General features: G+C 71.2%; 23 protein-coding genes. 10 read left to right on the top strand and 13 right to left on the bottom strand.

Annotation, left to right across the window (positions count from 1 at the left end; genetic code table 11):
• The first annotated feature begins 16 nt into the window (after positions 1 to 16).
• Positions 17 to 1,810, top strand: coding sequence for an ABC transporter ATP-binding protein (locus ABZ573_RS20395; RefSeq protein ID WP_151452954.1), 1,794 nt, complete (start codon positions 17 to 19; stop codon positions 1,808 to 1,810).
• A gap of 73 nt (positions 1,811 to 1,883) precedes the next feature.
• On the opposite strand, the gene ABZ573_RS20400 is transcribed toward ABZ573_RS20395, so the two are convergent.
• Positions 1,884 to 2,870: a serine hydrolase gene (locus tag ABZ573_RS20400; protein ID WP_358119883.1), complete on the bottom strand. Its 987-nt coding sequence runs from the start codon at positions 2,868 to 2,870 to the stop codon at positions 1,884 to 1,886.
• A 393-nt stretch (positions 2,871 to 3,263) separates the two neighbouring features.
• On the opposite strand from ABZ573_RS20400, the gene ABZ573_RS20405 reads away from it, so the two are divergent.
• Together ABZ573_RS20405 and ABZ573_RS20410 are read left to right on the top strand one after the other, a co-directional pair.
• Entirely contained in the window at positions 3,264 to 4,592 is a 1,329-nt protein-coding gene (locus tag ABZ573_RS20405) for an NAD(P)/FAD-dependent oxidoreductase (RefSeq protein WP_151452923.1), read from the top strand.
• Positions 4,593 to 4,615: 23 nt separating this feature from the next.
• Entirely contained in the window at positions 4,616 to 6,169 is a 1,554-nt protein-coding gene (locus ABZ573_RS20410) for an aminotransferase class I/II-fold pyridoxal phosphate-dependent enzyme (protein ID WP_225851953.1), read from the top strand.
• 238 nt (positions 6,170 to 6,407) lie between these two features.
• Here ABZ573_RS20410 and ABZ573_RS20415 read toward each other — a convergent pair whose 3' ends face one another.
• Complete coding sequence (locus tag ABZ573_RS20415; RefSeq protein WP_358119886.1) at positions 6,408 to 7,289, bottom strand: TetR family transcriptional regulator; 882 nt, start codon at positions 7,287 to 7,289, stop codon at positions 6,408 to 6,410.
• 107 nt (positions 7,290 to 7,396) lie between these two features.
• Here ABZ573_RS20415 and ABZ573_RS20420 point away from each other — a divergent pair, with 107 nt between their 5' ends.
• Together ABZ573_RS20420 and ABZ573_RS20425 are read left to right on the top strand one after the other, a co-directional pair.
• On the top strand, positions 7,397 to 8,368 hold the full coding sequence (locus tag ABZ573_RS20420) for an ABC transporter ATP-binding protein (RefSeq protein ID WP_358119889.1): 972 nt from the start codon (positions 7,397 to 7,399) through the stop codon (positions 8,366 to 8,368).
• Entirely contained in the window at positions 8,365 to 9,990 is a 1,626-nt protein-coding gene (locus ABZ573_RS20425; RefSeq protein WP_358119892.1) for an anibiotic ABC transporter, read from the top strand. Before ABZ573_RS20420 ends, ABZ573_RS20425 begins: the two co-directional genes overlap by 4 nt.
• A 98-nt stretch (positions 9,991 to 10,088) precedes the next feature.
• Here the strand turns inward: ABZ573_RS20425 and ABZ573_RS20430 are convergent, their stop codons facing one another.
• The 6 genes from ABZ573_RS20430 to ABZ573_RS20455 all read right to left on the bottom strand — a co-directional run bounded on the left by ABZ573_RS20430 (position 10,089) and on the right by ABZ573_RS20455 (position 15,712).
• On the bottom strand, positions 10,089 to 11,405 hold the full coding sequence (locus ABZ573_RS20430; RefSeq protein WP_358119895.1) for a hypothetical protein: 1,317 nt from the start codon (positions 11,403 to 11,405) through the stop codon (positions 10,089 to 10,091).
• A 267-nt stretch (positions 11,406 to 11,672) separates the two neighbouring features.
• Positions 11,673 to 12,689: a hypothetical protein gene (locus tag ABZ573_RS20435; RefSeq protein WP_358119898.1), complete on the bottom strand. Its 1,017-nt coding sequence runs from the start codon at positions 12,687 to 12,689 to the stop codon at positions 11,673 to 11,675.
• The gene (locus tag ABZ573_RS20440) at positions 12,686 to 13,291 is read right to left on the bottom strand and encodes a hypothetical protein (protein ID WP_358119901.1); all 606 of its coding nucleotides are present in this window, start codon (positions 13,289 to 13,291) and stop codon (positions 12,686 to 12,688) included. The genes ABZ573_RS20435 and ABZ573_RS20440 overlap by 4 nt, the downstream gene beginning before the upstream one ends.
• Positions 13,288 to 14,460 (bottom strand): hypothetical protein, encoded by a 1,173-nt coding sequence (locus ABZ573_RS20445; RefSeq protein ID WP_358119904.1) that lies wholly within the window; start codon positions 14,458 to 14,460, stop codon positions 13,288 to 13,290. Before ABZ573_RS20445 ends, ABZ573_RS20440 begins: the two co-directional genes overlap by 4 nt.
• A gap of 7 nt (positions 14,461 to 14,467) precedes the next feature.
• A complete protein-coding gene (locus tag ABZ573_RS20450; protein ID WP_358119907.1) occupies positions 14,468 to 14,896 on the bottom strand; it encodes a hypothetical protein in 429 nt (142 codons plus the stop codon).
• A 288-nt stretch (positions 14,897 to 15,184) separates the two neighbouring features.
• Positions 15,185 to 15,712, bottom strand: coding sequence for a hypothetical protein (locus ABZ573_RS20455; RefSeq protein ID WP_358119910.1), 528 nt, complete (start codon positions 15,710 to 15,712; stop codon positions 15,185 to 15,187).
• Positions 15,713 to 15,849: 137 nt separating this feature from the next.
• On the opposite strand from ABZ573_RS20455, the gene ABZ573_RS20460 reads away from it, so the two are divergent.
• The gene (locus ABZ573_RS20460) at positions 15,850 to 16,029 is read left to right on the top strand and encodes a hypothetical protein (RefSeq protein ID WP_358119913.1); all 180 of its coding nucleotides are present in this window, start codon (positions 15,850 to 15,852) and stop codon (positions 16,027 to 16,029) included.
• 36 nt (positions 16,030 to 16,065) lie between these two features.
• Here ABZ573_RS20460 and ABZ573_RS20465 read toward each other — a convergent pair whose 3' ends face one another.
• Positions 16,066 to 16,410 (bottom strand): hypothetical protein, encoded by a 345-nt coding sequence (locus ABZ573_RS20465; protein ID WP_358119916.1) that lies wholly within the window; start codon positions 16,408 to 16,410, stop codon positions 16,066 to 16,068.
• A complete protein-coding gene (locus tag ABZ573_RS20470; RefSeq protein ID WP_358119919.1) occupies positions 16,407 to 16,700 on the bottom strand; it encodes a DivIVA domain-containing protein in 294 nt (97 codons plus the stop codon). The genes ABZ573_RS20465 and ABZ573_RS20470 overlap by 4 nt, the downstream gene beginning before the upstream one ends.
• 320 nt (positions 16,701 to 17,020) lie before the next feature.
• Here ABZ573_RS20470 and ABZ573_RS20475 point away from each other — a divergent pair, with 320 nt between their 5' ends.
• Both ABZ573_RS20475 and ABZ573_RS20480 read left to right on the top strand, forming a co-directional pair.
• Positions 17,021 to 17,260 (top strand): winged helix-turn-helix domain-containing protein, encoded by a 240-nt coding sequence (locus ABZ573_RS20475; protein ID WP_151452952.1) that lies wholly within the window; start codon positions 17,021 to 17,023, stop codon positions 17,258 to 17,260.
• A gap of 71 nt (positions 17,261 to 17,331) precedes the next feature.
• Positions 17,332 to 17,778, top strand: a complete 447-nt coding sequence (locus ABZ573_RS20480; protein WP_327028682.1) for a hypothetical protein — start codon at positions 17,332 to 17,334, stop codon at positions 17,776 to 17,778.
• Between the two features lie 247 nt (positions 17,779 to 18,025).
• On the opposite strand, the gene ABZ573_RS20485 is transcribed toward ABZ573_RS20480, so the two are convergent.
• Positions 18,026 to 18,487 carry a hypothetical protein gene (locus ABZ573_RS20485; RefSeq protein ID WP_358120038.1) on the bottom strand — a complete coding sequence of 154 codons (462 nt, stop codon included), beginning with the start codon at positions 18,485 to 18,487 and terminating at the stop codon, positions 18,026 to 18,028.
• A gap of 883 nt (positions 18,488 to 19,370) precedes the next feature.
• Here ABZ573_RS20485 and ABZ573_RS20490 point away from each other — a divergent pair.
• Positions 19,371 to 20,006 carry a DUF559 domain-containing protein gene (locus ABZ573_RS20490; protein ID WP_358119922.1) on the top strand — a complete coding sequence of 212 codons (636 nt, stop codon included), beginning with the start codon at positions 19,371 to 19,373 and terminating at the stop codon, positions 20,004 to 20,006.
• A 212-nt stretch (positions 20,007 to 20,218) separates the two neighbouring features.
• Positions 20,219 to 21,151 carry an HNH endonuclease gene (locus ABZ573_RS20495; protein ID WP_358119925.1) on the top strand — a complete coding sequence of 311 codons (933 nt, stop codon included), beginning with the start codon at positions 20,219 to 20,221 and terminating at the stop codon, positions 21,149 to 21,151.
• A gap of 42 nt (positions 21,152 to 21,193) precedes the next feature.
• Here the strand turns inward: ABZ573_RS20495 and ABZ573_RS20500 are convergent, their stop codons facing one another.
• Entirely contained in the window at positions 21,194 to 21,946 is a 753-nt protein-coding gene (locus tag ABZ573_RS20500) for an HD domain-containing protein (protein ID WP_358119928.1), read from the bottom strand.
• A gap of 110 nt (positions 21,947 to 22,056) precedes the next feature.
• Entirely contained in the window at positions 22,057 to 26,220 is a 4,164-nt protein-coding gene (locus tag ABZ573_RS20505; protein ID WP_358119931.1) for a SpoIIE family protein phosphatase, read from the bottom strand.
• Positions 26,221 to 26,568 lie beyond the last annotated feature (348 nt).

A 26,568-nucleotide genomic window follows, 5' to 3' on the forward strand; every position in this document is an offset into this window, starting at 1 on the left:
CGTGAGGAAGTATCCCTTGGAACCCGTCCCCTCCGGCCGCGACCGCGGCCCCCGCAAGGTCAGCGCCGCCGAGAAGGCGCAGGCCCGCCAGGTGTCCCTGCGGCGCATCGGCGTCCTGTTCGCCCGACACCGGGCGGCGCTGGCCACCGTCACCGCGATCATCGTGGTCTCCTCGGTGCTCGCCATGGCCTCGCCCTTCCTGCTCCGCGCCGTGATCGACCGGGCCCTGCCCGAGCGCGACCTGCCGCTGCTGGCCTGGCTGGTGGCCGGCATGGTCGCCGTCGCCGCCGTGACCTCGGTGCTCGGCGTGCTCCAGACCTGGATCTCCACCCGGGTCGGCCAGCAGGTCATGCACCGGCTGCGCACCGACGTCTTCACCCACCTGCAACGGCAGTCCCTGGCGTTCTTCACCCGCACCCGCACCGGCGAGGTGCAGTCCCGCATCACCAACGACATCGGCGGCATGCAGAGCGTGGTCACCTCGACCGCCACCTCGATCGCGGCCAACCTGACCACCGTCGTCGCCACGGCGGCGGCGATGGTCGCGCTCTCCTGGCGGCTCTCGCTGGTCTCGCTCGTCGTGCTGCCGCCGGCCATCTGGCTGACCCGACGCGTCGCCCACCTGCGCCGCGAGATCACCGCGCAGCGCCAGCGCGAACTCGCCGACCTCAACGTCACCGTCGAGGAGGGGCTGTCCGTCAGCGGCGTGCACCTGGCCAAGACGCTGGGCACCGGTCCCGCCCTGGCCGCCCGCTTCGCCGCCTCGTCGGACCGCCTGGTCGACCTGGAACTGCGCTCCGAACTCGCCGGCCGCTGGCGGATGGCCACCATGAGCGTCGTCTTCGCCGCCATCCCGGCGGTCATCTACCTCAGCGCCGGGCTGCCCGGCGCCGCCGGCACGCTCAGCATCGGCACCCTGGTCGCCTTCACCGCGTTGCAGGGCGGGCTGTTCCGCCCCCTGATGGGCCTGCTCAACGTCGGCGTCTCCGTGACCGCCTCGTTGGCGCTGTTCGCCCGGATCTTCGAGTACCTGGACCTGCCGGTCGAGGTGGACGACCCCGCCGAGCCGGTCGACGTCGACCCGCGCCGGATCCGGGGCGAGTTGCGCCTGAGCGACGTCACCTTCCGCTACCCGGGCAGCGACACCGCCGCCGTCGCCGGGATCACCCTCGACGTGCCGGCCGGCAGCGGCCTGGCGCTGGTCGGCGAGACCGGCTCCGGCAAGAGCACCCTGGCCGCGCTGATCAGCCGCCTGCACGACCCGACGAGCGGCCGGATCACCGTCGACGGCGTGGACCTGCGCGACCTGCGCCTGGCCGATCTGGCCGCGATCGTCGGCGTGGTCAGCCAGGAGACGTACCTGCTGCACACCACCGTGCGGGAGAACCTGCGCTACGCCCGCCCGGACGCCACCGACGCCGAGATCGAGGCCGCCGCCCGCGCCGCCCAGATCCACGACCTGATCGCCGGGCTGCCCGACGGGTACGACACCATGGTCGGCTCGCGGGGACACCGCTTCTCCGGCGGCGAGAAGCAGCGTCTCGCGATCGCCCGTACGCTGCTGCGCGACCCGCGCATCCTGATCCTCGACGAGGCCACCAGCGCGCTGGACACCGAGACCGAGCGCGCGGTGCAGCGGGCGTTCGACGAGGTGGCCCGGGGGCGTACCACCATCACCATCGCGCACCGGCTCTCCACGGTGCGCAACGCCGACCGGATCGCCGTGCTCGACCACGGCCGGATCGTCGAGTCCGGCAGCCACGACGGCCTGCTGGAGCGCGCCGGCCGCTACGCCACCCTGGCCGCCTGACGTGTCAGGGTCCGGACTCCTGGGCACGCCAGGGGTGTGCCCTGCCGATGGCTGACCGGCGGGCGCGGCGCCGTCAGGCCAGTGCGGGAAGGATGACCCGTTCCAGCACCGTGAGCGGGGTCCGCCACTGGTCGGGGTCGTCGTAGTTGCCGGCGGTGATGGCCACGGCGAGGTCCAGGTCGGGCAGGACGAACAGGCGTTGGCCGCCGTTGCCCATGCCCGCCACCAGCCGATGGCCCTCGATGGATTCGATGTACCACTGGTAGCCGTACCGCGCGCCCCAGCTGGTCTGCAGGCGTGGCTGGAGCATCGTGTGGATCCAGTCGGCGGGGACGATCCGCTGACCGTCCCAGGTTCCCTCGGCCAGCACCAGCTCGCCGATCCGGGCCAGGTCGCGGGGCGTGAGTCGCAGCCCGGACGCGGCGGAGGCCACTGCGTCCGCGCCGGTCATCCAGTCGAAGCTGCCGATGCCCAGCGGCCCGAACAGCACGGCCTGCGCGTACTGCGGCAGCGACTGCCCGGTGCCGTCGGCGATCAGCCGGCCGAGCAGAGCCGTGGCACCGCCGCAGTAGGTCCACCGGGTGCCGGGCGGCTCGAGGATCGGCCGCTCCAGGACGTACCTGTACCGGTCCGGCGCCAGCTCCATCGCGATCTCGGCGTTGGCCGGGCTGTTGTACGGGAGATCTTCGCACCATTCCACGCCCAACGACATCGTCAGTGCGTGCTCGACGGTGAGCCGGGCGCGCCAGGGGTCGGCCGCCAGGTCGGGGTACTGCGGGAACCGGTGCAGGAGCGGCTCCGCCGGCGGCGGGACCAGCCCTTCGCCGAGCGCGATGCCGTACAACAGGACGGTCACGCTCTTGGTGACGGACCGGATGTCGTGCAGGACCCCGGGCCCGAACTCGACGACGCCCAGCGAGTCGCCCCAGGCGAAGTCCTCACCAGCCCCGTAGTACTCCAGCACGGTGTGACCACCGCGAACCGCCGCGACGGTGTGCAGACCGCCGACCTGGCCAGCTCGAAGTATGTCGTCGAGACGGTCACGCAACTGCGTCGTCATGGGCACTCCGAGGGGGCGATGCCGGCCAGCGGAACAGCATGCTCGTTATACCGGAGTTTCCGCTCTTCAGGCGACCCGGCTGGGAGGGCCAAGCCCGGCCCGCCGCGCGTCCTCAGCCGCCGTGAGCCGCTCGATTTGTTCGTGGCGCCAGTCCACTGAAGTGACCTCGGACGCCCACTCCGAGCGGTTTCGATCCACTGTGGACATACGCTACGCTCTCCGCCGGGCCTGCCGACTCGATCGGTAGGTGTGGCAGAGGCAGCCACCGGCAACGGTGGCCGACGCCGCACGCAACCCGGGTGACCTGCGCGATCCGCGGACCCCGGGGCCGCTCTTGGGTGGGTTTTCCGCCGCCGCTACCTGCGCCGCCACCGCCACATCAACGAAGGATCGATTCAGTTGTACGACGCGATCGTCATCGGCGCCCGCTGTTCGGGTGCGTCCACCGCCCTGTTGCTCGCCCAGCGTGGACACCGGGTGCTCGTGGTGGACCGCTCCTCGTTTCCCAGCGACGTCATCTCGACGCACTTCCTCTGGCCGCACGGGATGTCCTACCTGAACCGGTGGGGACTGCTCGACGAGGTCCTGGCGGTCACTCCGGCGCACACCACGGTCGAGGTGGTCAACGACGGCATCTCGCTGACCGGCTCGGTGCCCACCGAACTGCTGCGCGAGTACTTCCGGGACCTGCACGGCGACGACTCGGGCGTGGTGCAGAGCTATGCGTCCGTGCGGCGCCGGGTGCTCGACGAGATCCTGGTCGGTGCGGCCGCCAAGGCCGGCGCCGAGGTGCGGACCAACTTCACCGTTCGTGAGCTGATCGTCGAGAACGGGCAGGTCGTCGGTGTCCGGGGGCGTGCGGTCGACGGAGAGCTGGTCGAAGAGCGGGCCCGGATCGTGGTCGGTGCCGACGGGCGGAACTCGTTCGTCGCCCGCACCCTCGCGTTGCCGAAGTACGACGAGCGGCCCCGCTGCACGTTCGCCTACTGGAGCTACTGGTCCGGCTTCGACCTGGGCCCGGCACAACTGCACCGGCGCGGCCGGTTGGCCTGCGCGGTGGCGCCGACCAACTTCGACCAGAACATGGTCCTGGTCTGGGGGCCGAGTGAGTGGTCGCGGGAGTTTCGCGGTGACGTGCCGGGCAACTACCAGAAGGCGTTGGACTTCGTCAGTCCGGAGCTGGGCGACGTGGTGCGCAGCAAGGGGACCAGGGAGGAACGCATCTACGGCACCCTGGACCAGTCGGCCTTTCTCCGGCCACTGCACGGGCCCGGGTGGGTGCTCGTCGGTGACGCCGAGTCGGCCAAGGACCAGTGCACCGCCATCGGCATCACCCACGCCTTCCGCGACGCCGAGCTGGTCAGCGCCGCCCTCGACCGGTGGCTCCGCGGTGACGCGTCGATCGACGAGGCGATGACCGCCTACGGGGACCGCCGCCGGAGCCAGAACGCCGCCGCCTACCACGACTACGTCTGCACCCTCGCCGAGATGCGTCCGTACCGGCACGACGAGTTGCAACTGTTCGTCGCGTTGCGGGGCAACCAGCAGGAGACCGACCGGTTCATCGCCACCCACGCCGACGTCGCGCCGGTGTCGGAGTTCTTCCAGGCCTCCAACCTCTTCCTGCTCAACGATGCCGCGAAGGAGTCCTCCGCAGACCACGCGGTCTTCGAGGACTTCGCGGAGACCTCCCGCAGCTACCAGCAGAACCTCTTCGCCTGATGATCCACCAGGGAGACGACACCGTGACCACCGAGCTGGACCAGCGTGAAGACGGCGAACTGATCGGAATCATCCTCAAGGCGGCACACTGCCGGGACTTCGAGACCATGGCGCGTACCGCGACCGAGGTCTCCGAGATGACCCGTAACTGGGCCACCCACATCCCGTGGGACGACCTCGCGTCGCTCGAAGGCGCCGACGACGAGCTGGCCCAGGTGGTCGCCGACCTCACCGAGATGTGGGAGCCGGCCCACCTGCGCAACCCCGTCGACCCCGACGAGGAGTACGCCCTGGACAAGAACGCGTACGACTTCTACCGGCCCGCCGGCCGCAACCTGCTGACCCGCACCGGGGACTTCTACGGCTGGGTGCAGGCCCGTCGACGCACGGAGACGTGGCAGTACTCGCGGGTGCTGGAGGCGGCACCGGACAGCGTCGCCCAGATCACCAACGACCTGGGCCGGCGGGCCCGCGGCATCAACTTCAACTCGCAGGACTACCTGTCGTTCAACACCCACCCGGCGATCCGGGAGGCGGCGGCCAAGGCGATGCACGACTACGGGCCGCACAGCGCCGGCTCGCCGATGGTGCTCGGCAACACCCGCATCTCCGACGATCTGGAGGCTGCCCTCGGCGACCTGGTCGGGCTCGACCACGTGACGCTCTTTCCGACCGGCTGGGCGGCCGGCTTCGGCGCGGTCGTCGGTCTGGTCCGGCAGTCCGACCACATCCTGATCGACCGGCTGGCCCACTCCTGCCTTCAGCAGGGGGCACGGGCGGCCACCCGGAACGTGGTCCGCTACGAGCACCTCAACGTCGAGGCGGTACGCCGGCACCTGACCGAGATTCGGGCCACGGACACCCGCAACGGCATCCTGGTGGTCACCGATGGGCTCTTCTCGGTGGACGCGGACTGGCCGGACCTCGTCACCCTGCAACGCGTCTGCCGGGAACACGACGCCACGCTGCTGGTCGACGTGGCGCACGACCTCGGCTCGATGGGGCCCGGCGGCACGGGTGTGCTGGGGATGCAGGATCTGCTCGGCAGCGTCGACATCGTGATGGGCGCCTTTTCCAAGACGTTCTGCTCCAACGGTGGCTTCGTGGCTTCCCACTCGCCGGCGTTGAAGCAGTACATCAAGATGTTCGGTGGCTCGCACTTCTTCTCCAACGCGTTGTCGCCGGTGCAGACCGCGGTGGTGCGGGAGGCCACCAGGATCATCCGGTCGGCCGAGGGGGACGTGCTGCGGGCCCGGCTCTTCACCGCGATCCACGCCCTGCGCGACGAGCTGACCGGCCGGGGTCTGACCTGCATGGGTGAGCCGTCACCGATCGTGCCGCTACTGATCGGCAACGAGAAGCTGGCGCGGACGGCGAACCGCCTGCTCTTCGACCGGGGGGTGCTGGCATTCATGGTCGAGTTCCCGGTGACTCCGACCGGATCGTCCCGGTTCCGGCTTCAGGTGCAGGCCGGGCACCGGCCCGAGGAGGCCCGCGAGGCGGCCCGGATCATCGAGGGCGCCATCGCCGACTCCCGGGCGTACCTCTCCAGCGCCTTCGGCAGCGCTCCCCGCTGAGAGACGTCTCTGGATCCCGGTACCGCCCAGCACCGGATCAACGCAGTGGAGGCACCCTCGGATGAGGGTGCCTCCTGCTGATCGCTTCTCGTCCGCCGAAGACGGCACTCCCGAAATCTGGTTCGGAGCGGCCCGGGTGGATCAGCTCATGCGTTGTCGAGCAGCCGTGCGGACGACCTTGGACTTCGACACCTGACGGGCCGGCCCCGTTCTCAAAACTGTCGCAGAAACAGTCTCATTATTTCGCGGCGGCCGGGTCGAGGTGGCGGTAGACGGTGGCCCGCGAGACCCCGAGCGCGGCGGCGATCTCGTCCGCCGAGTGGTCGCCCCCGGCGTGCATCCGCCGGGCCGCCTCGACCTGCTCCGGGCTCATCGCCCGTGGTCGGCCGGGCCGGCGCCGGCCCCTCGCCGCGCCGCCGGCCGCCGGGGTGCCCGCACCGCCGTCGGCCGCCGTGCCTGTGCCGCCGCTGGTCGCCGCCGTGCGGGTGCTCGCGCCGCCGGCCGTGCCCGCCCCGCCAACTTGGTCGGAGCCGCCCGCCGTGCCCGCGCCGCCGGCTTGGTCGGAGCCGGAGCCGGTCGGGTCGCCGAGCAGCCGGCGCACGCCGTCCAGCATGTCCGCCCGCAGCACCGCGTCCGGCACGTCGACGAAGAAGACGACCGGATCGCTGCACGCGGCGACCGCCTGCACCGCTCGAACCCGCTCCCGGCGCCCCGCGTCGGGCCCGGCGATCAGGTCGTTGGCGCGCATCGCGATCCGTATCAGGCGGTGGTAGGTGTCGCCCCGGCCGACGAGCGCGATGTCGTGGAAGAGCATGCCGAGTGGTCGGCGGTGGCCCAGGATGATGTCCACCCAGCCTTCCAGCACCGTCCACCGGGCCCGCTCGGCCGGCCCCTCCTCGGCTGCGTCGAGCAGCGCCTCGAAATCGGCCACCATCGGCTCGATCAGGGCGGTGAGCAGGTGCTCCTTGGTCGGGAAGTGGTAGAGGATCGCGGCCTTGGTCAGCCGCAGCCGCTCGGCGATCTGGCGCAGCGGGGTGCGCTGGTAGCCGTGCTCGGCGAACAGGTCGAGCGCGGCGCGCAGGATCCGGGTACGCGTGTCGTCGGGCGCCTCGGCGGTCATGGCGGCAAGCCTAGCGGCGTCTGACCGATGGCAGGCAACCCTGTTGATTCGACTGACCGCCGGTTAGTACAGTGTGGTCGTCGGCACCGCCAGCGACAGGAGGGCCCATGCCCGTCATCTCCATCGGCAACCTGGTCAAGACGTTCGGCAGCGTCCGCGCGCTCGACGGGCTGGACCTGACGGTCGCGGCGGGGGAGGTGCACGGCTTCCTCGGGCCCAACGGCTCCGGCAAGTCCACCACCATCCGCGTCCTGCTCGGCCTGCTGCGCCGCGACGCGGGCGACGTGCGGGTCTTCGACGCCGACCCGTGGCGCGACGCGGTCGCCCTGCACCGCCGCCTCGCGTACGTGCCCGGCGACGTGAACCTGTGGCCGAACCTCTCCGGCGGCGAGGCGATCGACCTCTTCGGCCAGCTGCGCGGCGGCCTCGACCGGCGCCGCCGCGACGAGCTGCTGGAGCGCTTCGACCTCGACCCGACGCGCAAGTGCCGCACCTACTCCAAGGGCAACCGGCAGAAGGTCGCCATCGTCGCCGCCTTCGCCTCGGCCGTCGAGCTCTACGTGCTCGACGAGCCGACCTCCGGGCTCGACCCACTCATGGAGGCCGTGTTCCAGGACGAGGTCCGCCAACTCAAGCGCGACGGCGCCACCGTGCTGCTCTCCAGCCACGTGCTGGCCGAGGTCGAGGCGCTCTGCGACCGGGTCAGCATCATCCGCGAGGGCCGCACCGTCGAGTCTGGCACCCTCACCGAGCTGCGCCACCTCACCCGTACGGCCGTGACGGTCGAGACCGCGCGGCCGGCGACCGGCCTGGCGGCCCTGCCCGGCGTGCACGACGTGCGCGAGGTCGACGGTCGCACCCACCTGGAGGTCGAGCCCGCCCACCTCGACGAGTTGCTCGGGCACCTGGTGCGCTTCGGCGTACGCGCGCTGACCAGCGCCCCGCCCACCCTGGAGGAGCTGTTCCTGCGTCACTACGGCGACGAGCGCGCCGCCGTCGCCGCTGGCGCCTCCGCCCCGGCGGCGGGTTCGACCGACGGTGACCGCCCCGACGCCGACCGGCCGGCGGGTGCCCGGTGAGCGCGTTCACCGGCACCGGGCGGCTCGCCCGCCTAGTGCTGCGCCGCGACCGGCTCCGGCTGGCGATCTGGGTGCTCGGCACGCCCCTGCTCGGCTACGCCCTCGCCGGCAGCGTCAAGGAGTTCTACCCGGACGAGGCGTCCCGGGTCGGCTACGCCACCACGTCGGCGTCCAGCCTGGTCGCCCGTGCGTTCAACGGGCCGATCGCCGGCACCGACCTCGGCGCGGTGGTGACCGCCGAGACGTACGTGACGCTGGCCCTGCTCGCCGCGCTGCTGAGCACCTTCGCGGTCATCCGGCACACCCGGCAGAACGAGGAAACCGGCAGGGCGGAACTGCTGGGCGCCTCCGTTGTCGGCCGGTACGCCCTGCTCACCGCCGCGCTGCTGGTGGTCGCCGCCGCGAACGTGGCCGCCACCGCCCTGCTCGCCGCCGCACTGTCCGGAGCCGGCCTGCCGCTCGCCGGGTCGGTCGCCGCGGCCGCCGCCATCGGCGGCGTCGGCCTGGCGTTCACCGGTGTCGCCGCCGTCGCCGCCCAACTGTCCGTCACGTCCCGGGGCGCCAACGCGCTCGCCGCCGCCGCAGTCGGGATCTCCTTCCTGCTCCGCGCGGCCGGTGACGTGCTGGGCGAGCAGACCGACGGCGGGCTGCGGGTGGTCAGCGCCTGGCCGTCCTGGCTCTCGCCGCTCGGCTGGGGCAACCAGGTCCGCGCCTTCGGCGGCGAACGCTGGTGGACGCTGGCGCTGCCCGTGGCGCTGCTGGTCGCCGGGGTGGCGGCGGCCTACGCCCTCGCCGAGCGGCGGGACATCGGCGCCGGGCTCGTCGCGCCCCGACGCGGGCCGGCCACGGCCGCACCCGGGCTGCTCAGCCCCGCCGGGCTGGCCTGGCGGTTGCAGCGCGGCGCGCTGCTCGGCTGGGCGGTCGGGGTGGCGGTGCTCGGGTTCTCGATGGGCATCGCCGGCGACGAGTTCAACGCCATGATCGAGGAGAACCCGGCCGCCGCCGAGGCCATCAGCGCGATGGGCGGCGGCGCGAAACTCATCGACGCGTACCTGGCGGCGATGCTGGGACTGTTCGCGCTGACCATCGGGGCGTACGTCGTGCAGGCGCTGCTACGCACACGCAACGACGAGGCCGACGGGCTGCTGGAGGCCGTGCTGGCCACGGCGGTCAGCCGTACCCGCTGGCTCGTCACCCAGGTGGCCGCGGCGACGCTCGGCGCGCTCGCCCTGGTGCTGCTGGGCGGGCTCACCACCGGCCTCGGCTACGGCCTGGTCGCCGGCGACCCCCTCGGCCGGGCCTTCGGGCTGGGCGGAGCGGCGCTGGTGCGACTGCCGGCCCTGCTGGTGGTCGCCGGGGTGGTCACGGCGCTGTTCGGCCTGCTGCCCCGCTGGTCGGTGGCGCTGTCCTGGGCGGCACTGATCGTGTTCCTGCTGCTCGGGCAGCTCGGCGCGGTGCTCGACCTGCCGCAGGCGGCGCTGAACCTGTCGCCGTACACCCACGTGCCGTCGGCCCCGGCGGTCGAGGCGGCGGCACTGCCGCTGGTCGTGCTGACAGGGGTGGGAGCCGCGCTGCTGGTGGCCGGGACGGCCGGCTTCCGCCGCCGCGACGTCCCGAGCTGACGGGGGGCGCGCCGACGCGCACCGTCGTCAAGGGACGGGGGGGCAGCTCGGTCGGGCACACCCGACCGAGCTGCCGGGTCGTTCGTGCGCGGCTCTGGTCAGGCAGCGACTGCAGGGAACACCACGAGCGATCCGTCGCTGTTTCGTTCGATTTCAATCGCCACGTCAGCCCGGTGGGTTTCCACATTGACGCCATCACCCAAGGCGCGGAGTCGGTACACGGTCTTGAGTAGGTCGTCGACCTCGCCCTGGGTGAGCATGATGCTTCGGAAACCGCCGCTCCGCTTCAACTCGAGGGTCGACAGCCGAAGTAGGACCGAGTTGATGCCTGATTCCAGTTCGTCGACGCGGCGCTCGTCGTCACGCAATGCCTCGATGAAGCTCTTGAACGCATTGTCCGTCCCTGCCAGTTGAGCGTGTTCGACTGCTTGGAGGACGAGCACTCGGCGTTTGAGAGCAATGGCGAGTCGTGCGAGCTCCAGGTGCGCGCGGAACGCGCCGCCTTCCTCGTTGATGCCGGGGAACGACTTCGTCAAGGCGCCGATTTCAACCTGGCCGTCGGGAAGCGCAGCTAGCGCGTTTTGCCATTTGAGGAGCCGGCGCTTGGTCCGTTCGATCGCCGTGCTGATCGCGTACGACGAGGAATCGAGTCCCAATGACAGGCCGATCCTGCCCTGGTCCAGGAGAACCGACGTCGCCTTGTCGATCGCGTCGCGGCAGCCGTCCAACTCGCTGCGTTCGTTCTCGAGGCTGTCCTCGTGCAACTGCTCCAGGAGGTCGGTGATCCGCTCGATTGCTTTCTGGCGTTGCTGATCGGCATACGCGCTGACGCCGACCGCGACGGCCATCAGCACAAGCGGCGCCGCCACTGTCAACGCTCCGGCACTGGCCGCAGCCACACCGGCTGTGGTAGCCGAGCCGGTTGCGGCACCGGCGACGGCGGCCTTGCCTGTGACGGGCACGAACCTCGGCATGGCTACGATGCTGCCGGTGGAGTTGACCAGCACGCCGCGAATACCTTCGGCAGACGCCTTCACGACCATGGGCTTGACAAGCCCCTTGCTGACCTGTGCGGCTACCTTTGCCGGTATGACCATCCGATATAGCACGTCACCGGTAGCGGCGGAGTTCAGTGTCGGTGATGCTGATTTCGCTGTCTGAGTCACGAGGTGCGACAACTGCCGGGCGAGCGGGCTGGCTGCATGAAGCGGAATCCCGCCGTCACGGTCGCGCTTGGCGGATGCCGGGTGCGCCTCAAGCGTGGCGATGGGAGAATCCGCAAGTGTTGCCAGGGCTGTTCTCAGCTCTGCGAGTCGGGCCGGTGTCATGCCCTCGTCGCCTAGCACGTCCGGCACGGCCACGGCTTCCGTGGCAAGTGTCCATACTGGCACGGGTGCCTTGTCGTCAGCGGTCACGTCTCGTCCCCTCCCAAACCGACGTCCACCCTAGGTGGTGGTGACGACACCGACAACAACCTCGGGCCACAGACCATAGTCCTTGCCCACGCTGTCACCGCTATCCATTATCGGGCTCTTCGGACATTTGGTGGGTGGGGCTTGCGGGTAATGGTCGGCGGGCAGGGGTACGGATGCCCGAGCATCAGTAGCCCAACCGCGGATCCGACCCGTTAACTTCGGCGTTTTCCCAGCCCAGTTCGGGCGCGCTCAATCGCGCCCAGCCGTTCATCGCATTCCCGTTGCAACCTGCTGCGGGTGGGCGACAACGAGTGGATCGTCCTGCCGGACGCCTGGGTCGTCAACGCCCACCGCAGCGCAGTCACCGCTTGACGCACGAGCGTCCGCCATGGCCTCGGCATCTCGGACCGCGTCGTCGCCCGGAGCCTGGTACGTCGTGCCTGCGTACGCGGGTGCCTCGTGCGCGAGGGCTGCCATATTCTCCGGCTCACGGGCGACGGCGAGGGCCGGTGAGCCGCGCAGGTCCCACAGGCCGGCTTCGACCCAGCAGAGTTCGCGGTACTTCTCCGGTGCCATGGCCTGCGAGCCGAAGTCCCACCCGACGGCCGACACGGGTCTGCCAGCGAACTGCCGTCGGGCCCGCTCGCGATAGGCGTCCCTGGTGACCGTCGCGGGGTGCAGGAAGGACAGGTCGAACCCGTTCTCGGCGAGCCCGAACGCGGCCAGGCCGAAGAGCATGGTGCATTCGATCCCGCTGCCGGCGCAGTAGTCGGCAATGCGGGCCGCACCGTGCAGGGCACCGGCGTACGACAGCACGTACAGGCGGCGGACCGGGTGGAATCGCCGGTACTCCCGCAGCGCCGCCACGATCGTCGCACCGGAGGCGACGGTGTCGCCAATCAGCAGCGTCGAGCCGCCGGCGTCGAATCGCGCGTAGGGCACCTCGACCGTGGCGTCGTCGGAGGCGACGGCCACCCTGCTCGTGGAGACCAGGTTCGCCGGCAGGTTCCGGCCGGCCTCGGTGGCGACCGCATCCGCGAGTTGGTAGACCAGGCCCTTACTCAGGATGATCAGCTCGGCGAGATCGGCGCCGTCGAGTTCGTCCCGGATGTGCCGGAGGAACTCGCGGCTGCTGGCGAGGCACGCGCGCCGGAACGGCAGGTCCGTCAGGTTGCGGTTGAACAGCAGCGTTTCCAGGTGGCGGTTGTGCACCAGGTGGAGTCCCGTCACCCCCGTCCTGGCGCCGATCGGCTCGACGATACTGGACCCCGTGTCGGCGATCATGCCGTCGTGCTGGGCACTCGCGCGGCGCCGGCCCTGATCCTTCGGAGCGCGTCGAGCATCGGTGCGTCGATGTCGAGCACGTTGTTCTCGTACTCGTCCAGTGCGGCGGACAGCCAGGCAGGGCGTGGTTGGGCCGCCCTGGGTCGGTCGGCCAGCGCCACGAGGGCACGACCGGCGGCGGCGAAATCGTCGACCACCTTGGTGGCGAGCGCCGCCACGTGCGGGTGCACGTAGTCGGTCACCCGCACCCCGCGATATTCCAGGACGTCACTGCGGTACTGCGAATTGCGGGGAGCAACCACGATCACGGGCGTTCCCAGCGTGACCGCTGCCGCCATCTCGACGCCGATGCCGATGCCGCGGCGTACCCGCGCGTCGACGACGACCGCCGTCGCCACCATCACCTGGTACATGTCCCGGCCGAACTGGCCCAACGTGTTGCCCGCGTCCGGAATCGGGTCGTCCGGATTGAGGAAGACGACGCCGCAGGGAGCCGCCCCGCCCGCGACCTCCTCCCGCTCCACATCCGTCCAGCAGAGACGCTGCTGATCACCAGCGCCTTTGACGATCGATCCGGAACAGTAGACGGAGATCAGCATCATCGTGCCCTTCGGTCGGGATCTGTGTGGTTCAACGTGACATCGAGCCTGTTGGCGACGACGGCCACCACGGTCAACGCCTCCTGGATGGTTGTCGCGTTCTGGAACCTGATGCGCTTCCGCCCCCGGATCACCGCCTCGCGGAGCCGGGCGCGGAGCACCGGATGCTGTGTGGCGGTGGCGACTGTGCCGAATTCGGGAGTCGAGCGCAGGGAGAGTAGATCGGGCCAGCGGGCGCTGCGGTGGACGAAGTCGTGGATGCCGAGCCATCGCAGGCCGAGGTCGAACGAGCGGGCGGACAGCACGCGGTCCGCGAGCGACGTCCGCATCTGGCGGATGCCGCAGGAGAAATCGCCGAAGTCGAAGTCGGCGACGATGGCGGCGTCGAGGTCGCACAGGTAGCTGGCGAGGTATTCGCGGGACAGGAACATGTCGATCCTGGCCCCTTCCTCGGCTCCCAGTGTCACCGGCACTGTGGCCCGGACGAACCGGCTGATGAAGGCCTGCCCGTCGAGTCGATCGGGCACCTCATGCAGGTGCGTCTCGACGTCGCCGGCCGTCGAGGGCCAGCGACCGGCGATGCTGGCGAGCGTCGTGGCCAGCTCGCCGTCCGGCTGTAGGGCGGTGCCCCAGCTCTGGCTGATGTCCGTGGCGGTGTTCTGCGCGTAGCGGGGCCGCCAGACGAGACCGTCGGTGAGACTGCGGTGCGGGGTCAGCTCGTAGGGGTTGCGGGCATCGCGGCGGTATTCGACGGCCTTGTGCTCCACGTAGGAGTCGAGGTCGGCGATGTGCGAGGAGTAGTGGACCACGCCCCGAACCACGAGCGGCCTGATCCGGGTGAGGAAGATCGACAGGCTGGGCACCTCGAACAGGTACGACGCGGGAAGGATCAGTTCCTCGTCGGTGGCGAGCACGGCCAGCCGCGTCGCGTGCAGCGCCTGGGACAGGTCCGACTCGGTGAAACGGGTCGTCGGTGGGCGGCCGTAACACGACCGGATCTCCGGATTCAGGTACTGGAGGAAGATCGGCCGTTCGCGATCGTAGGACAGCGGCGTGGCGAAGCGTTCTTCCGGATAGAGGCTGAGCTGCTGCCCCGTCACGTGCAGGTGCAGGTCCCGGCCTGCGACATAGCCGTCGCGCCGTGCGCTGACATCCTGCTGGGGCACGGTCACGCGTCACTCATGGCGCCTGCTCGGGGCGGCCCACGGTGAGATCGCGGCCTGCGGTGTACGAATCCCGGCCGGCGGTCACGTTCTGCTGCACGGTGGTCGACAGGTCGACGCCTTCGCCGGCCGCCCGAACCGCGGCGACCAGGTCCCGTACCGCGACGGCGAAGCCCGGATCCTCCTCCAGCCGGGCCTGCAACCGGCCCTCCCAACGGGCCGCCTCCAGGGCGGACGCCGTATCCCTGCGGTCTGGTGATGCGGCCAGCACCCGTTCGCGCGAATCCTCCAGGACCCGGTCCGCGCGGGCCACCGACTCCGTCCCGTCGCGACCGAGAATGCGTGCCGCGTGTTCCTTCACGTTGAGCCACACGTCCGAAGCCATGGCCTGGATCAGAGCCGCGCTCGCTGCGGCGGCCAGGCCTGCTGTCGACAGGTCGTCCATGGATCACCGCATCTGTCGTGATGCCGCGCACCGGGAAACGCCTAGTATGCCAACGAGAATATGCCTGTCAAGGACAGGCTCCGCCATCTCGATATTGGTCCATTACCTCTGGAAGCCGTCGTTTCCAATGGGAGAACGTCTATTGCTGTGCAGTGGGGGTGTCGAAGCTGATCGCTGTGCGCGCCGCATTGTCGACATCACGACAGTCCGCTCCGGCCGACACGATCTCTTGCCGGCGCTGCCTGTGGCTGTCGGGCCGAAGAACGGTGGCAGCGGGCAGGAAAATGCCTACGTGAACAGCGACAACAGCGCGGTCTGCTCTGGCGTGAGGCGTATCGGGGCGTCCGCCCCCGAAGTGGGAAAAACCTGGGCCCGCTCGAGGTCGCCTCTGCGGATGCTCGTCGCGATCCCGATCTTCACACCCCTGGCCTTGAGTGTCTCGAGCAGGCGGCGACTGTCGAGAAGGTACGCCGCAGAGATTCGCCACCTGTGGTGCCGCACTGCGGCAGGGGGCCGGGCCGGGCCGCTGAGGATCAGGTAGAAGTCGCAGTGGTGTGGGCTGATGTCGAGGCCGGTGAAGGCGTCGCCGTATGTCTTGACGTTGACCGTCCGGCCGGCGAGCGAGCCTGTTCGGAACGTACCGTCGTAGCCGGGCTGGATCGTCGTGTCGGCCAACGTGATGTCGAAGACCTGGGCCGCGATGAACTCGCCGATGTCTCCCGTCCGCGCCGATCGCCTGGTAAGCGCCGCCATCCGGGCGTCCAGCTCGTCGCGATCCCGTAGCAACGTGGCCAATTGGCGCAAGGTTTCGGTCACGAGGTTGATTCTTCGCGCTGCGCGCTGGTCTGACCAGTCACGCGTCGCAAACTTTTGTCTTACGACCTTTGCGCGGCAGCGCGTCGCGGCCTTCTGGGATTCTCACATCGAATCCTGGCTGAAACGGGGAAGATCGAATGTCGCTGATCGCGATCATGGGCTGTCGTCAGATCGCACCGCACCTTGAGCGGACGAGAATCGCAGGCGTCGACACGCTCGTGGCCGCCTTCAACCACCCATCCGCCATGCGGTTGACCGACCACTGGGGGCGGCTGACCGCGTGCCGTACCTGCACGGAGCGGTTGTGCCGACGATGAGAACCGCACGCCGATGGCTACAGGAAAATTGACGCGCTACCGCTGAGCACCAACCCGAGCGCGCGTTCCCGAGCGGTTGCGAGTTGTGCTGCCGTCACCCTGATCAAATCGGGAGGCCGGGGAGCGGGAGGCACGAGGGCGTTGCGGGGTCGGCGGGCCGGCGATGGGACGCAGGCCGTCGAGCTGGACGTATATCTCGCGCTTGTCGGTCGCCTCACCGCGCCGGTTCAGGACGTAGCCGGTCAGCCAGATCCAGCCGGCGTACGTCGGTTGGTCGGAGACCGAGACGACGCGGAAGGTCAGGGCGCGGTCCCCGGCGAACTGCACCGAGGCCTGGCCGTCGACGACGAGCAGATCACCGGGGGAGGGGCGCGCGGTCACCAGCGGCCGGAGTTGCGGTGGTGCTCCTCCGGCGGCCGGCACTCCCGCGCGTGCATGGTCTGCCAGTCGCGCAGTGCCCGCCTGATCCGGTCGTTCTCCTGGGTGAGCAGCCGTACCGTCTCGTTGAGCATGGCGAGCTCGTCGGCGATCCGGGCCTGGAACTCGCGTACCTCCACCTGGTCGACACCGCGCCGGCGCGCGGCGAACTCGCGGGTCCGCACCTCGTGTGGCGTCAACCGGCCCGGGTAGCCGGCGGGGTGGGGCTGAGCACCTCGGTACACCTGAGCCACGACGATCCTCTCTGCGGGCAGGCGGGAGCGCGGAGGCTCCGCACGGTGGGTCCGGAAGGGCGGGTCGTCCGCGTGGGGGCCGCGGACGACCCGCCCGCTCGGCCGCCGCAGCCCGATCAGCGGTACGACAGCAGAGCAGCCGGGCGGGGCCGGGACGGGCACGGACACCCGGCCCCGACCAGGGGGTGCCTCTGCTCCTTGTTGCCACGCAGGGGAAGAGGCGCGTCTTCAACTTAGCTGTCCCAGTCATCTGAGTCAAACGATGAGTTGTTGCGAGGTGTCATTGCGTGATCGAATTGGCGTGCCACGCAGGGGGAGCCATGCCGATCATCGCCGACTACATCCGGATCGCCGACGCGCTCGTCGCCGATATCAGAGCGAAGAAGATCAAGCCGGGGGACAAGCTGCCTTCAATCACGCAGCTTGCTGCGACGTACAAGGTCAGCCCGTCCACCGTCAAACAGGTCTACGTGCGGCTCGAAGCGCTGCGAGTGATCTGGCGGCACCAGGGCAAAGGTGTCTTCGTCAACGACCCGAAGCTCTGGATGCGGGAGCCGTAGGTAGCGGGTCGACGACGGGAACAGGCCCGACGGGTACCCTCGTCCCGTTGGCGGGACGGCCAGGGTCGTCGGTGATCGATCGGCAGCTGCTCTCGTCCGACCTGCGGGAACAGGCCGAATCGGGCAGCCGCGCCCGCCTGGCCGTCGCTCAGCTCGCCGACGAGTCGAGTCGCGACGACGTGCTCACCGTCGCCGACCTGTATGCGCCCGGCCAGGATTTCGGCAAGGTGGCGGCCGACGAACACGTGTCGCACCTGGCCGCGCGGTTGTGCATGGACTCCGGGCTGGCCGAGCGCGCCGACTGGGAGCACGTGTGGGTCGACCCCGAGTGGGGCGCCTCGCCGGCGGACATCTACGTCGGCTTCCTCGCCGAGACCACCAACCGCTCCACCTCACCGACGAGGCGCTCACGTCGTGGTGCCCGCCGAGAGCCACCGGGGCCGCAAGACGAAGGCGTGACCGACTGGCCGCCGTCGAGCGTTGGGGATGACCATGCGCGGCCAACTGTCGGGTCGTGAGCCTCTCGACGAGATCGCCGACCCGACGCAGCGGTACGACGATGCCTCGATCCGGCTGCGGCCCGATCTCGACCGGCACATGGTGCGGGCCACCTTGGTCGATGCCGCCGACCGGTCTACCTGCCTGACGTCAGCGAGGAGGCCCTCGCTGGCCTCAGGTTCAGCAGCGCCCCGCCCGAACGGCTGGCGGTGGCGACCCCGGCCGCCGGCCGCGACGTGCCGAGCTGACGGGGGCGCGCGAAGCTTGTCACGGTGCGGCGAGGGCTTCCCGGGACCCGGCGTCGAGCAGTGCGCCTACCCGTGCGATCGCCTCGCGGATCATCGTGCCGTACCCGTCGTCCGGCAGCTCGGCAACGAGGGGCGCCGCGATCGTCAGGTGGTCCCGGGCGCGGGCGACGTCGCCGGCACGGCGGTACCCGTCGGCGAGGTTGAGGTGCAGCGACGGCAGCAGGGCGCGGACCCGCAACGACGCGTGGTCGCGCTGGACGCGCTCGTCGCTGAGGTCGGCGACGGCGGCGAGCGCACGGCGGTCCCACGCCACCTCGTCCGTGACCGAATCCTGAAGGTCGGCCAGGTGGTGCGCGATGGTGCAGCGGTGCAACGAGTCCCCGGTGTCGCCGACCTGCTCCCAGACCTCGGTGAGGGCCGCGCGTGCGGCGGTACGGTCGCCCGCCGCACCCAGGTCCAGGGCGCGGCCGATGCGCGTCATGACGTCGTCGGCGTCGTCGGTGTCCACTGTGCTCCTCGCGGTGGGGCCGGGCCGCCGGCCGTCGGGTCTTGGCGGCACATGCTCGGGGCTCGACCCGCTCGAGGGTCAAGCGCTCGTCGCCGACTGCATCTCTGGAGGTGGGACCAGGCCGTCCGACGGGTGCGCCAGCTGGGGGTAGCGGATGACCTGGCCGCGGCGAGGGCCGGAACCACCGAACGATGCGAGGCCTCGGAGAAGTCCCCGGGATCCGACGCCACGCTCTTCAGCGGCGAGCGCAGCGCGCGCGAACTCGCGGGTCCGCACTTCGTGCGGGGTCAACCGGCCCGGGTGACCGGCGGATTTCGGTGTCTCGGCGGGTGGCCTGCTTGGGCTCATGATCGTGTGAGTTCGAGCCGGCCACATTGGTAGGTGGCTTCCGGGTGAGCGACAAACGATCACCGGTGCTCTAGCACAACACCGAACGCGAGTGGAGGTCGTCCACAGGGGGGCCGTTGTCCACAGCGCTCGTGTGGCGTATGGCGGGCGGTGGCCGTGTCCGGCACGGTCGGCGGCGTGAACCCTGTGCTGCGGGCCATGCTCGACCGCAACGGCGGGCTCGTCACCCGACACGCCACCTCGCAGGTGCTCCCGCGCTGGGTGCTGGAGGACGCGTCGCGTTCCGGACGCCTGCTCCGGGTCCTGCCAGGGGTCTACGTGGACGCAGCCCTGGCCGACGGTAGGGGGAGCGCGCCTCCACTGGCCCGGGTCACCCCGGTCCTGGCCCGGCGGGCGGCCGTGGCCTACACGGGTGGGCGTGGCGCGCTGAGTCATCTCACCGCACTCGAGGTGTGGAAGCTGCGCCGTCAGATGCCCGGCGAGCCGGTACACCTGGATGTGCCGACCCGTGCCGGGCTGCGCAGCGGACCGCACCTGGTCGTACACCATCGGCGGTCCTTCGCCCCGGAGCCACCTCATGTGCTGGTACGCGACGGCGAGCCGGTCACCCGGTTGGATCGCGCTCGTCGACGCCTGGCCGTTGCTGCATCCGGCGGACCGGCCGGCGGCCATCATCAAGGCGGTCAACGACCGGCTGACCACCCCGCGACGGATCGCCGCAGCGTTGGCGACCGCGCCGAAGCTGGCGGATCGTGCCGCACTTCGAGTTCTGCTGGACCGGCTCGACGCCGGCTGTCGCAGTCCGTTGGAGATCTGGGGGCACGACCGCGTCTTCGTCGGGCCGGGAATGCCGGCGTTCCGACGACAGGTGCGGGCGCGGCTGGGCGGACGGGTGGTCTACCTCGACCTGTTCGCCGAGGCCGAGCTGGTCGACATCGAGCTGGACGGCGCGACGACCCATGGCGACCTGCGGGAACGGGAGATCGACCTGCGACGCGACGCACTGTTGGCGGCCCGGGGCGTTCTCGTGGTCCGCTTCAGCCACCGCCGGCTGCTGCACGAGCCCGACGAGGTGCGTCGCGAGACCCGCGCCATCCTCGCGAACCGCCGCAGGACTCCACGCCCCGACGCCGGACTGGGATGACCTCAAGTCGAATGAGGGGCATCGGGCGGCCGTCTCGGCACGGCTATGCCGACCATGATCGTTTGATGGGAAACCGGTGGAATCCATCCCCACGCCCCGGTTGGCCATCACCTGATCACGACAGTGATTGAGACAGCTGAGCTGTGCCACTGTGGAGGCGTCGGCTGTTCGGGGGGTGGCGTGGAGATCGACGTGACGGCACGCTTGTCGGCGTGAAGGCCTTCGTGGGGGTCACGGACGAGAAGTGGTACCGCTTCCTGGCCGCCCGTCCCGAGCTGAACGAGGTCAACTTCTGGCGGCCTTCGGGCGGCGGTTTCCGCGCGCTCACAGCGGGCGAGCCGTTCTTCTTCAAAGCCCACCATCCTCTCAACCGCGTCATCGGTGGTGGCTTCTTCAGCGGCTTCACTCAGCTGCGAATCTCGGAGGCATGGGAGCTTTTCGGGGAGGCCAACGGCGCGGCGAGCATCGACGAGATGCGCCGCAGCGTCGGCCGCTACCGCAGGCAGCCGATCGCACCCGACGAGGACCCCGTCATCGGCTGCATCTTCGTGCGTGACGCCAACTTCTTCCCGGACGAGTCCACCGTCGGCCCGCCGCCGGAGTTCAAGTCGAACGTGGTGCAGGGCAAGACGTACGACCTTGCGGACGCCGCCTGGGGCGACTACTTCGAACTGCTGATCCATCGCCTGATCGGCACGACTGTCGAACTCGACCTGAGTGAACCCTGGCCTCGGCCCGGCCCGGTCTACGGAGATCCACGGCTGGTGCCACAGCGGCTGGGTCAGCAGTCGTTCAAGGCCGTGGTGCTCGGGGCGTACGGCCGACGCTGCGCGATCACCGGCAACAGGGTCCAGCCGGTGTTGCAGGCCGCGCACATCCGACCGTTGCCGAGGGGTGGTGAGCATCGCCTGGACAACGGCCTGCTCCTGAAGTCGGACGTGCACATCCTCTTCGACAAGGGCTACCTGGGCGTGGATCCCAAGTATCGACTCGTGGTCAGCCCTCGGCTTCGCAGCGAGTTCGGCAACGGTGACCAGTTCTATGCCAAGGCGGGCGAGCAGATCGCTGTTCCAGATCGCCGGCCCGACCGACCGAACGCGGAGTTCCTGGAATGGCACCTCGACACCGTCTACAAGGCGGCCTGACCCATAGCCGGGGTTGAGCGTCAGTCGACGAGGCTGACGTCGTCAGTTCGGGTGGGGTGGTTCGTCGAGGATGGCGCTGAAGCGTTCCTCGGCCAGGTCGAGCTGACCGAGGATGTGCTCCTTCACCGGCGCCGACAGGGGAGTGTCCGGCCGGGTGACGAGGTCGCGGTAGACCGGCACGAGCGGCCGGTACTTGCGGGCCGACGAGGTCACCTTCGGGCCGACGGTGTGGATGACGCCCACCCCGTTGTCCGTGAAGTCGGAGATCTTGATGACCCGCGCCCACGGCTCCCGGTCCAGGCTGGCCGCCACGTGCTCCCGGTACTGGACGTGCTTGTCCCGCCCCGGGTCGTACGCCGGATTGGTGACCGCGCCGACCAGGCGGGCCACCCGCGGCCCGAACCGCTCCGCGAGCACCGCCAGGGCGGCGGCGGTGGCGTCCTCGCCGTCGTGCGCCCCGGCACGTTCGCCGCCGGACGCGGCGGCCAGCTCGTCGGGGTGGTCCTCCACCGCGTCGTGCAGCAGGCCGGCGACGATCACGTCGACGTCGTGGACCTGGTAGTGGTGCATCATCCGGATCGCCACCCGCAGCAGGTGGTTCAGGTAGGGCTCGCGTACCCGCCGGTCGTCGCGGTGCAGCTCGGCGGCCAGGTCCAGGGCCTCGGTGAGCCGTTCCCGGGCGGCCTCGTCGAACGCGCGCAGCTCCAGCCGGAACCGGGCCAGCAGGCCGGGCTCGCCGTGGATCTCGGTGATCGCGTGCATCGGCATGGTGGCCAGGTAGGCGGGAAACTCCATCCGCCACTTATAGCCGATCTTCACCCTTCCGGGGGTCCCTGCCGTCGCCCACCCGACGCCGGCAACCTCGGCCGAACGCCACCGCGGCGTCCGGTCAGGGTGGCAGCCCGTCAGGTGCCGGAGACGCGCTTGACCAGGCGTACGGTGGTGCCGTCGGCGCTGCCGGCGACGGTGGCCTCGTCCATCAACCGGGTCATGATCAGCCGGCCCCGGCCGCGCTCGCTGTCGTCGGGGCTCGCGTCCCGCCACCCGCCCGTGTCGCTGACCACCATCTCCAGCCGGTCGGCGCGCAGCCGCCCCCGGACGGTGACGGACGCGTCCGGGGCGAAGCGGTAGCCGTGCTCGATCGCGTTGGCGCACGCCTCGCCGGCCGCGATCAGCACCGCGTCGACGTCGGTCTCGCCGATGCCGAGGCCAGTCAGCCACTCCCGCAGCGCCTCCCGCGTCGGCGCGAGCTGCCCCGGGTCGGCGGTCAGCGCCGCAGCGAAGACCGCCGGCTCCCGATGCCGGTAGACCAGCACCGCCACGTCGTCGTTGCGGGTGTCGGGCAGCAGGTCCCGGACCATCCGGTCGGCCAGCGCGCCCTCGGGCAGTTCGCGGCCCTGGGTGAGCGCGGCGACCGCCCGGGAGATGCCGGCGTCGATCAGTTCCCGCCGTCGCTCGATCAGCCCGTCCGTGTAGAGCAGCAGCGTCGAACCGGGTCGCAGCTGCGCCCCGGCCTCGGGCCGGCCGGGCACCGCGACGCTGGCCAGCGGCACCGAGCCGGCGCGGGTCAGCAGGTCGGCGGAGCCGTCCGGGTGCACCAGGATGCCCGGCGGGTGGCCCGCCGAGGAGTAGCGGAGCACGCCCAGCGAGCGGTCGATGATGGCGCAGAAGACGGTGGTGCAGGCGCCGCCGGGCACCATCCGGGCGAAGTCGTCCAGCGCGGACAGCACCTCGGCGGGGCTCTTGGCCTGCAGGAGCAGGGCACGCGAGGCGCTGCGCAGCTGCCCCATCACGGTGGCGGCGGGCAGGCCCCGCCCCACCACGTCGCCCACCACCACGCCGACGAGGTCGCCGGGAAGCTGGACCACGTCGTACCAGTCGCCGCCCACCTCGAGCGGCGCCACCGCCGGCTGGTAGCGGGTCGCGAACCCGGCCGGCAGGTCGACCGGGCCGAGCATCGCCCGCTGCATGGCCAGGGCCACCGTCCGCTGCGTCTCGAAGGCCCGTGCGCGAACCAGCGCCTGGGCCAGCGCCGCGCAGAGCTGTCGTACGAGCGGCAGGTCCACCGTCTGCACCGACCGGGGCGGGTCCAGCTCCAGCCACACCCCGCCGGGTGCCCCGCCCGGCTCGACACGTGCCCCGAGCGCGGTCACCCGGCCCGCGTCGTCGACGACCAGCTGCGGCTCGCCCTCGGTGGGCAGCCCGTCGAGCGCCCGCTGCACCTGCGGGGTCAACGTCAGGCCCTGGGTCACCACCAACGGCGTGCCGGCGGCGTCGGCGCAGACCGCCAGGCCGCGGGTGCCGTCCAGCAGGGTGCACAGCTCGGACAGGCCGGCGTCGAGCACCTCGGCTACGTCGGTGGCGCGGGCGAGCCGGCCGGAGAGCGCGGCCAGGGCGGACTGCCGGGCGGCGGCGCGGACGTCGGCGGTCACGTCGCGCAGGGTGGCGACCCAGAGGCGGCGGCCGGTACGCGGCTCCCGCAGCGAGTTGTAGACCGCCTCGGCCCAGATCCGGTGCCCGTCGGCGTGCCGCAGCGGCAGGGTGACCCGGCCCCGGCCGGAGCCCCGCGCGGTGCGCAGCACGTCGATCAGCAGGCGCCGGTCGGCGGGCGCGGCGTCGGCCTCCGGCCACCACGGGTGCGGCGGCGCGACCGGCGCCGCCAGCTGGGCGGCGCCGACCAGGCGGCAGAACGCCTCGTTCGCCTCGACCAGCGCGCCGTCGGCGTCGACCACGGCGAACGCGTCCTGCAACGACTCGATCAGGGCCGCCCGCCAGGTCGCCTCCTCGTTGCGCAACCGGGCCAGCTCCAGGTGCGCGCCGACCCGGGCCAGCAGCTCCTCCGACGAGAAGGGCTTGGCCAGGTAGTCGTCGGCCCCGGTCCGCAACCCCTCCACCGCGGCCTCCCCGCCGGCGCGGGCGGAGAGCACGATGATCGGCAGCCCGGCGGTACGCCGGTCGGCGCGCAGCGCCCGGACCAGCCCGAAGCCGTCCAGGCGGGGCATCATCACGTCGGTCAGCACCAGATCGGGCACCCGCTCGGCGATCCGGTCGAGCGCCTCTTGGCCGTCGGCCGCGACGACCACCCGGTGGCGGGGTGCGAGCAGGCTCGCGAGGAACGCGCGCAGGTCGGCGTTGTCGTCCACCACCAGCACCGTCGCGGCGTCCCGGGCGTCGTCGTCGGTGGCGTCCGCCTGGGTGGGCGCGGCCTCCGGCAGCCAGTGCAGGGCCTCGGCGACGTACGTCTCGTGGGCCCGCTCGCGGCGCGTGGCCGTGGCGGTGGGCCGGCCGTACGGCAGGCGGACGGTGAACGTCGAGCCCTCGCCCTCGACCGAGCGCACGCTGACCTCGCCGCCGTGCAGGTGGACCATCTCCTGCACCAGCGCCAACCCGATACCGGTGCCCTCGTGCGACCGGCCGCCGGCGCCGCGTACGCGGTGGAAGCGGTGGAACAGCAGCGGCTGCTGGTCGGCGGGGACGCCGACGCCGGTGTCGTCGACGGTCAGCGTGACGTGCGCGTCGTCGCCCCGCAGCCGCAGCCGCACCGCGCCGGCCAGGGTGTACTTCAGGGCGTTGGAGAGCAGGTTGACGACCACCTTCTCCCACATGTCGCGGTCCACGTACGCGGTGCGTGGCAGCGCCTCGACGTCGACGCGGTAGCTCAGCTCGGCCTGGCGCATCGCGTACGCGAACGACTCGGCGACCCCGGCGGTGAGTGCCGGCAGGTCGGTCTCCACCCGTTCGGGGTCCAGCCGGCCGCCCTCCAGGCGGGCGAAGTCGAGCATGTCGTCGACCAGCTTGCGCAGCCGGCCGGTGTTGCGGTGCACCAGCTCCAGGCGCTCGCGCTGGCCCGCAGGAAGCGGCTCGTGCCGGTCGGCGAGGCTCTCCCGGACCGGTCCGGCGATCAGCGTCAGCGGGGTGCGCAGCTCGTGGCTGACGTCGGTGAAGAACTCCGTCTTCGCCGCGTCCAGCTCGGCCAGCGCGGCGGCGCGACGCCGCTGTGCCTCGTACGCCAGCACGTCGCCCAGCGCCGTCGAGACCCGGTTGGCCACCAGGTCGAGGAAGCCGCGGTACGCCTCGTCCAGCTCGCGGAAGGGGCTGATGCCGACGACCAGCACGCCGGCCGGGTGGGTCTGCCCGGTGGCCAGCAGGGGCAGCACCACGACCTCGTCCACGGGCACCCCGACGACCTCCCCGGCCCCGGCGCGGGGGTCGCCGGGCAGGGCCACTCCCCGGACCCGCGCGGGGCGGCCGGTGCGCGCCACCTCGTCGATCTGCGGCAGCCACCCGGTCCCCGCGGCGGTGTCGTCGGCCACGCCGACCGAGGCGGCCAGGACCAGTTCGTCGTCGGACTCCCGGCTGCCGCCCGGCCCGGGGCCGGTGAGGTGGCTGCCGTCGTCCGGCGTCACACCCCCGGGACGTAGGTAGATCATCGCGGCGGGCAGGTCGGCCGGGCTGCCGGTGAGGACCCGGGCCGCCGCCCGGACGGCGTCGCGGGTGGTGTCCGCCGCCGCGATCGAGATCGAGCCCAGCTCGCGCAGCGTCTCCAGCCGCCGGTCACCCAGCACCCGGGCCGTGACGTCCGTGGTGGCCACGAAGACGCCGGGAACCCGGCCGTGCCCGGCGCGTACGGGGCTGTAGGAGAAGGTCCAGTACGTCTCCTCCAGGTAGCCGTGCCGGTTGAGCAGGAGCAACTGGTTCTGCGCGTAGGTGGCGCCGCGGCCGGCGAGCACGTGGTCGGTGAGCGGGCCCAGTTCGTCCCAGACCTCCGCCCAGCACCGCGCGCCCGGCTGACCGATCGCGGCCGGGTACTTGTCACCGAGCACCGGGGTGTACGCGTGGTTGAAGATCTGCACCAGCTCGGTGCCCCACCACAGCAGCATCGGGATCTTCGACGGCAACACCGTGCGCACCGCCGCGCACAGCTCTGACGGCCAGGTCTCCACCGGGCCCAGGGCGGTGGCGGCCCAGTCGGTGGCCCGGTGCGCGACGCTGGTCGGGTCGTCGCCGGCGAAGAGGTCGTCGACGGACGCCCCGGCGCCCGCCGGTCCGACGCGCTGCTTCGAATCCACGTCCCGGCCCCCTGTCCCCGCGCTGGTCCCCGGGTCGCAAGCAGCCGCCGTGTCCTGCCCCTCATCGTCCCGCCGGAGTCACTTTCCCCAACCGGTCACGCCCGAACCGTTAATCGACGTGACCCGACCCGCACCCCGACCCGCGGCCCGACCCCCACCCCGACCGGCACCCCAATCGGCGGCCCGCCGAGCGACTCCACGCCCGATCCCCGCCGTCGCCCCGTCGCCCGCCGTCGCCCCATCGCCCCGCCGCCGCCCCATCGTCGATCATGCAGTCGTGGTGCCCCGCGAATGCCGCATAACACCCCACATTGCCCACCAGAACTGCATGATCGGCAGCGGCAGCGG

It is taken from the genome of Micromonospora sp. NPDC007220, assembly GCF_040634035.1.
Classification (GTDB): domain Bacteria; phylum Actinomycetota; class Actinomycetes; order Mycobacteriales; family Micromonosporaceae; genus Micromonospora; species Micromonospora reichwaldensis.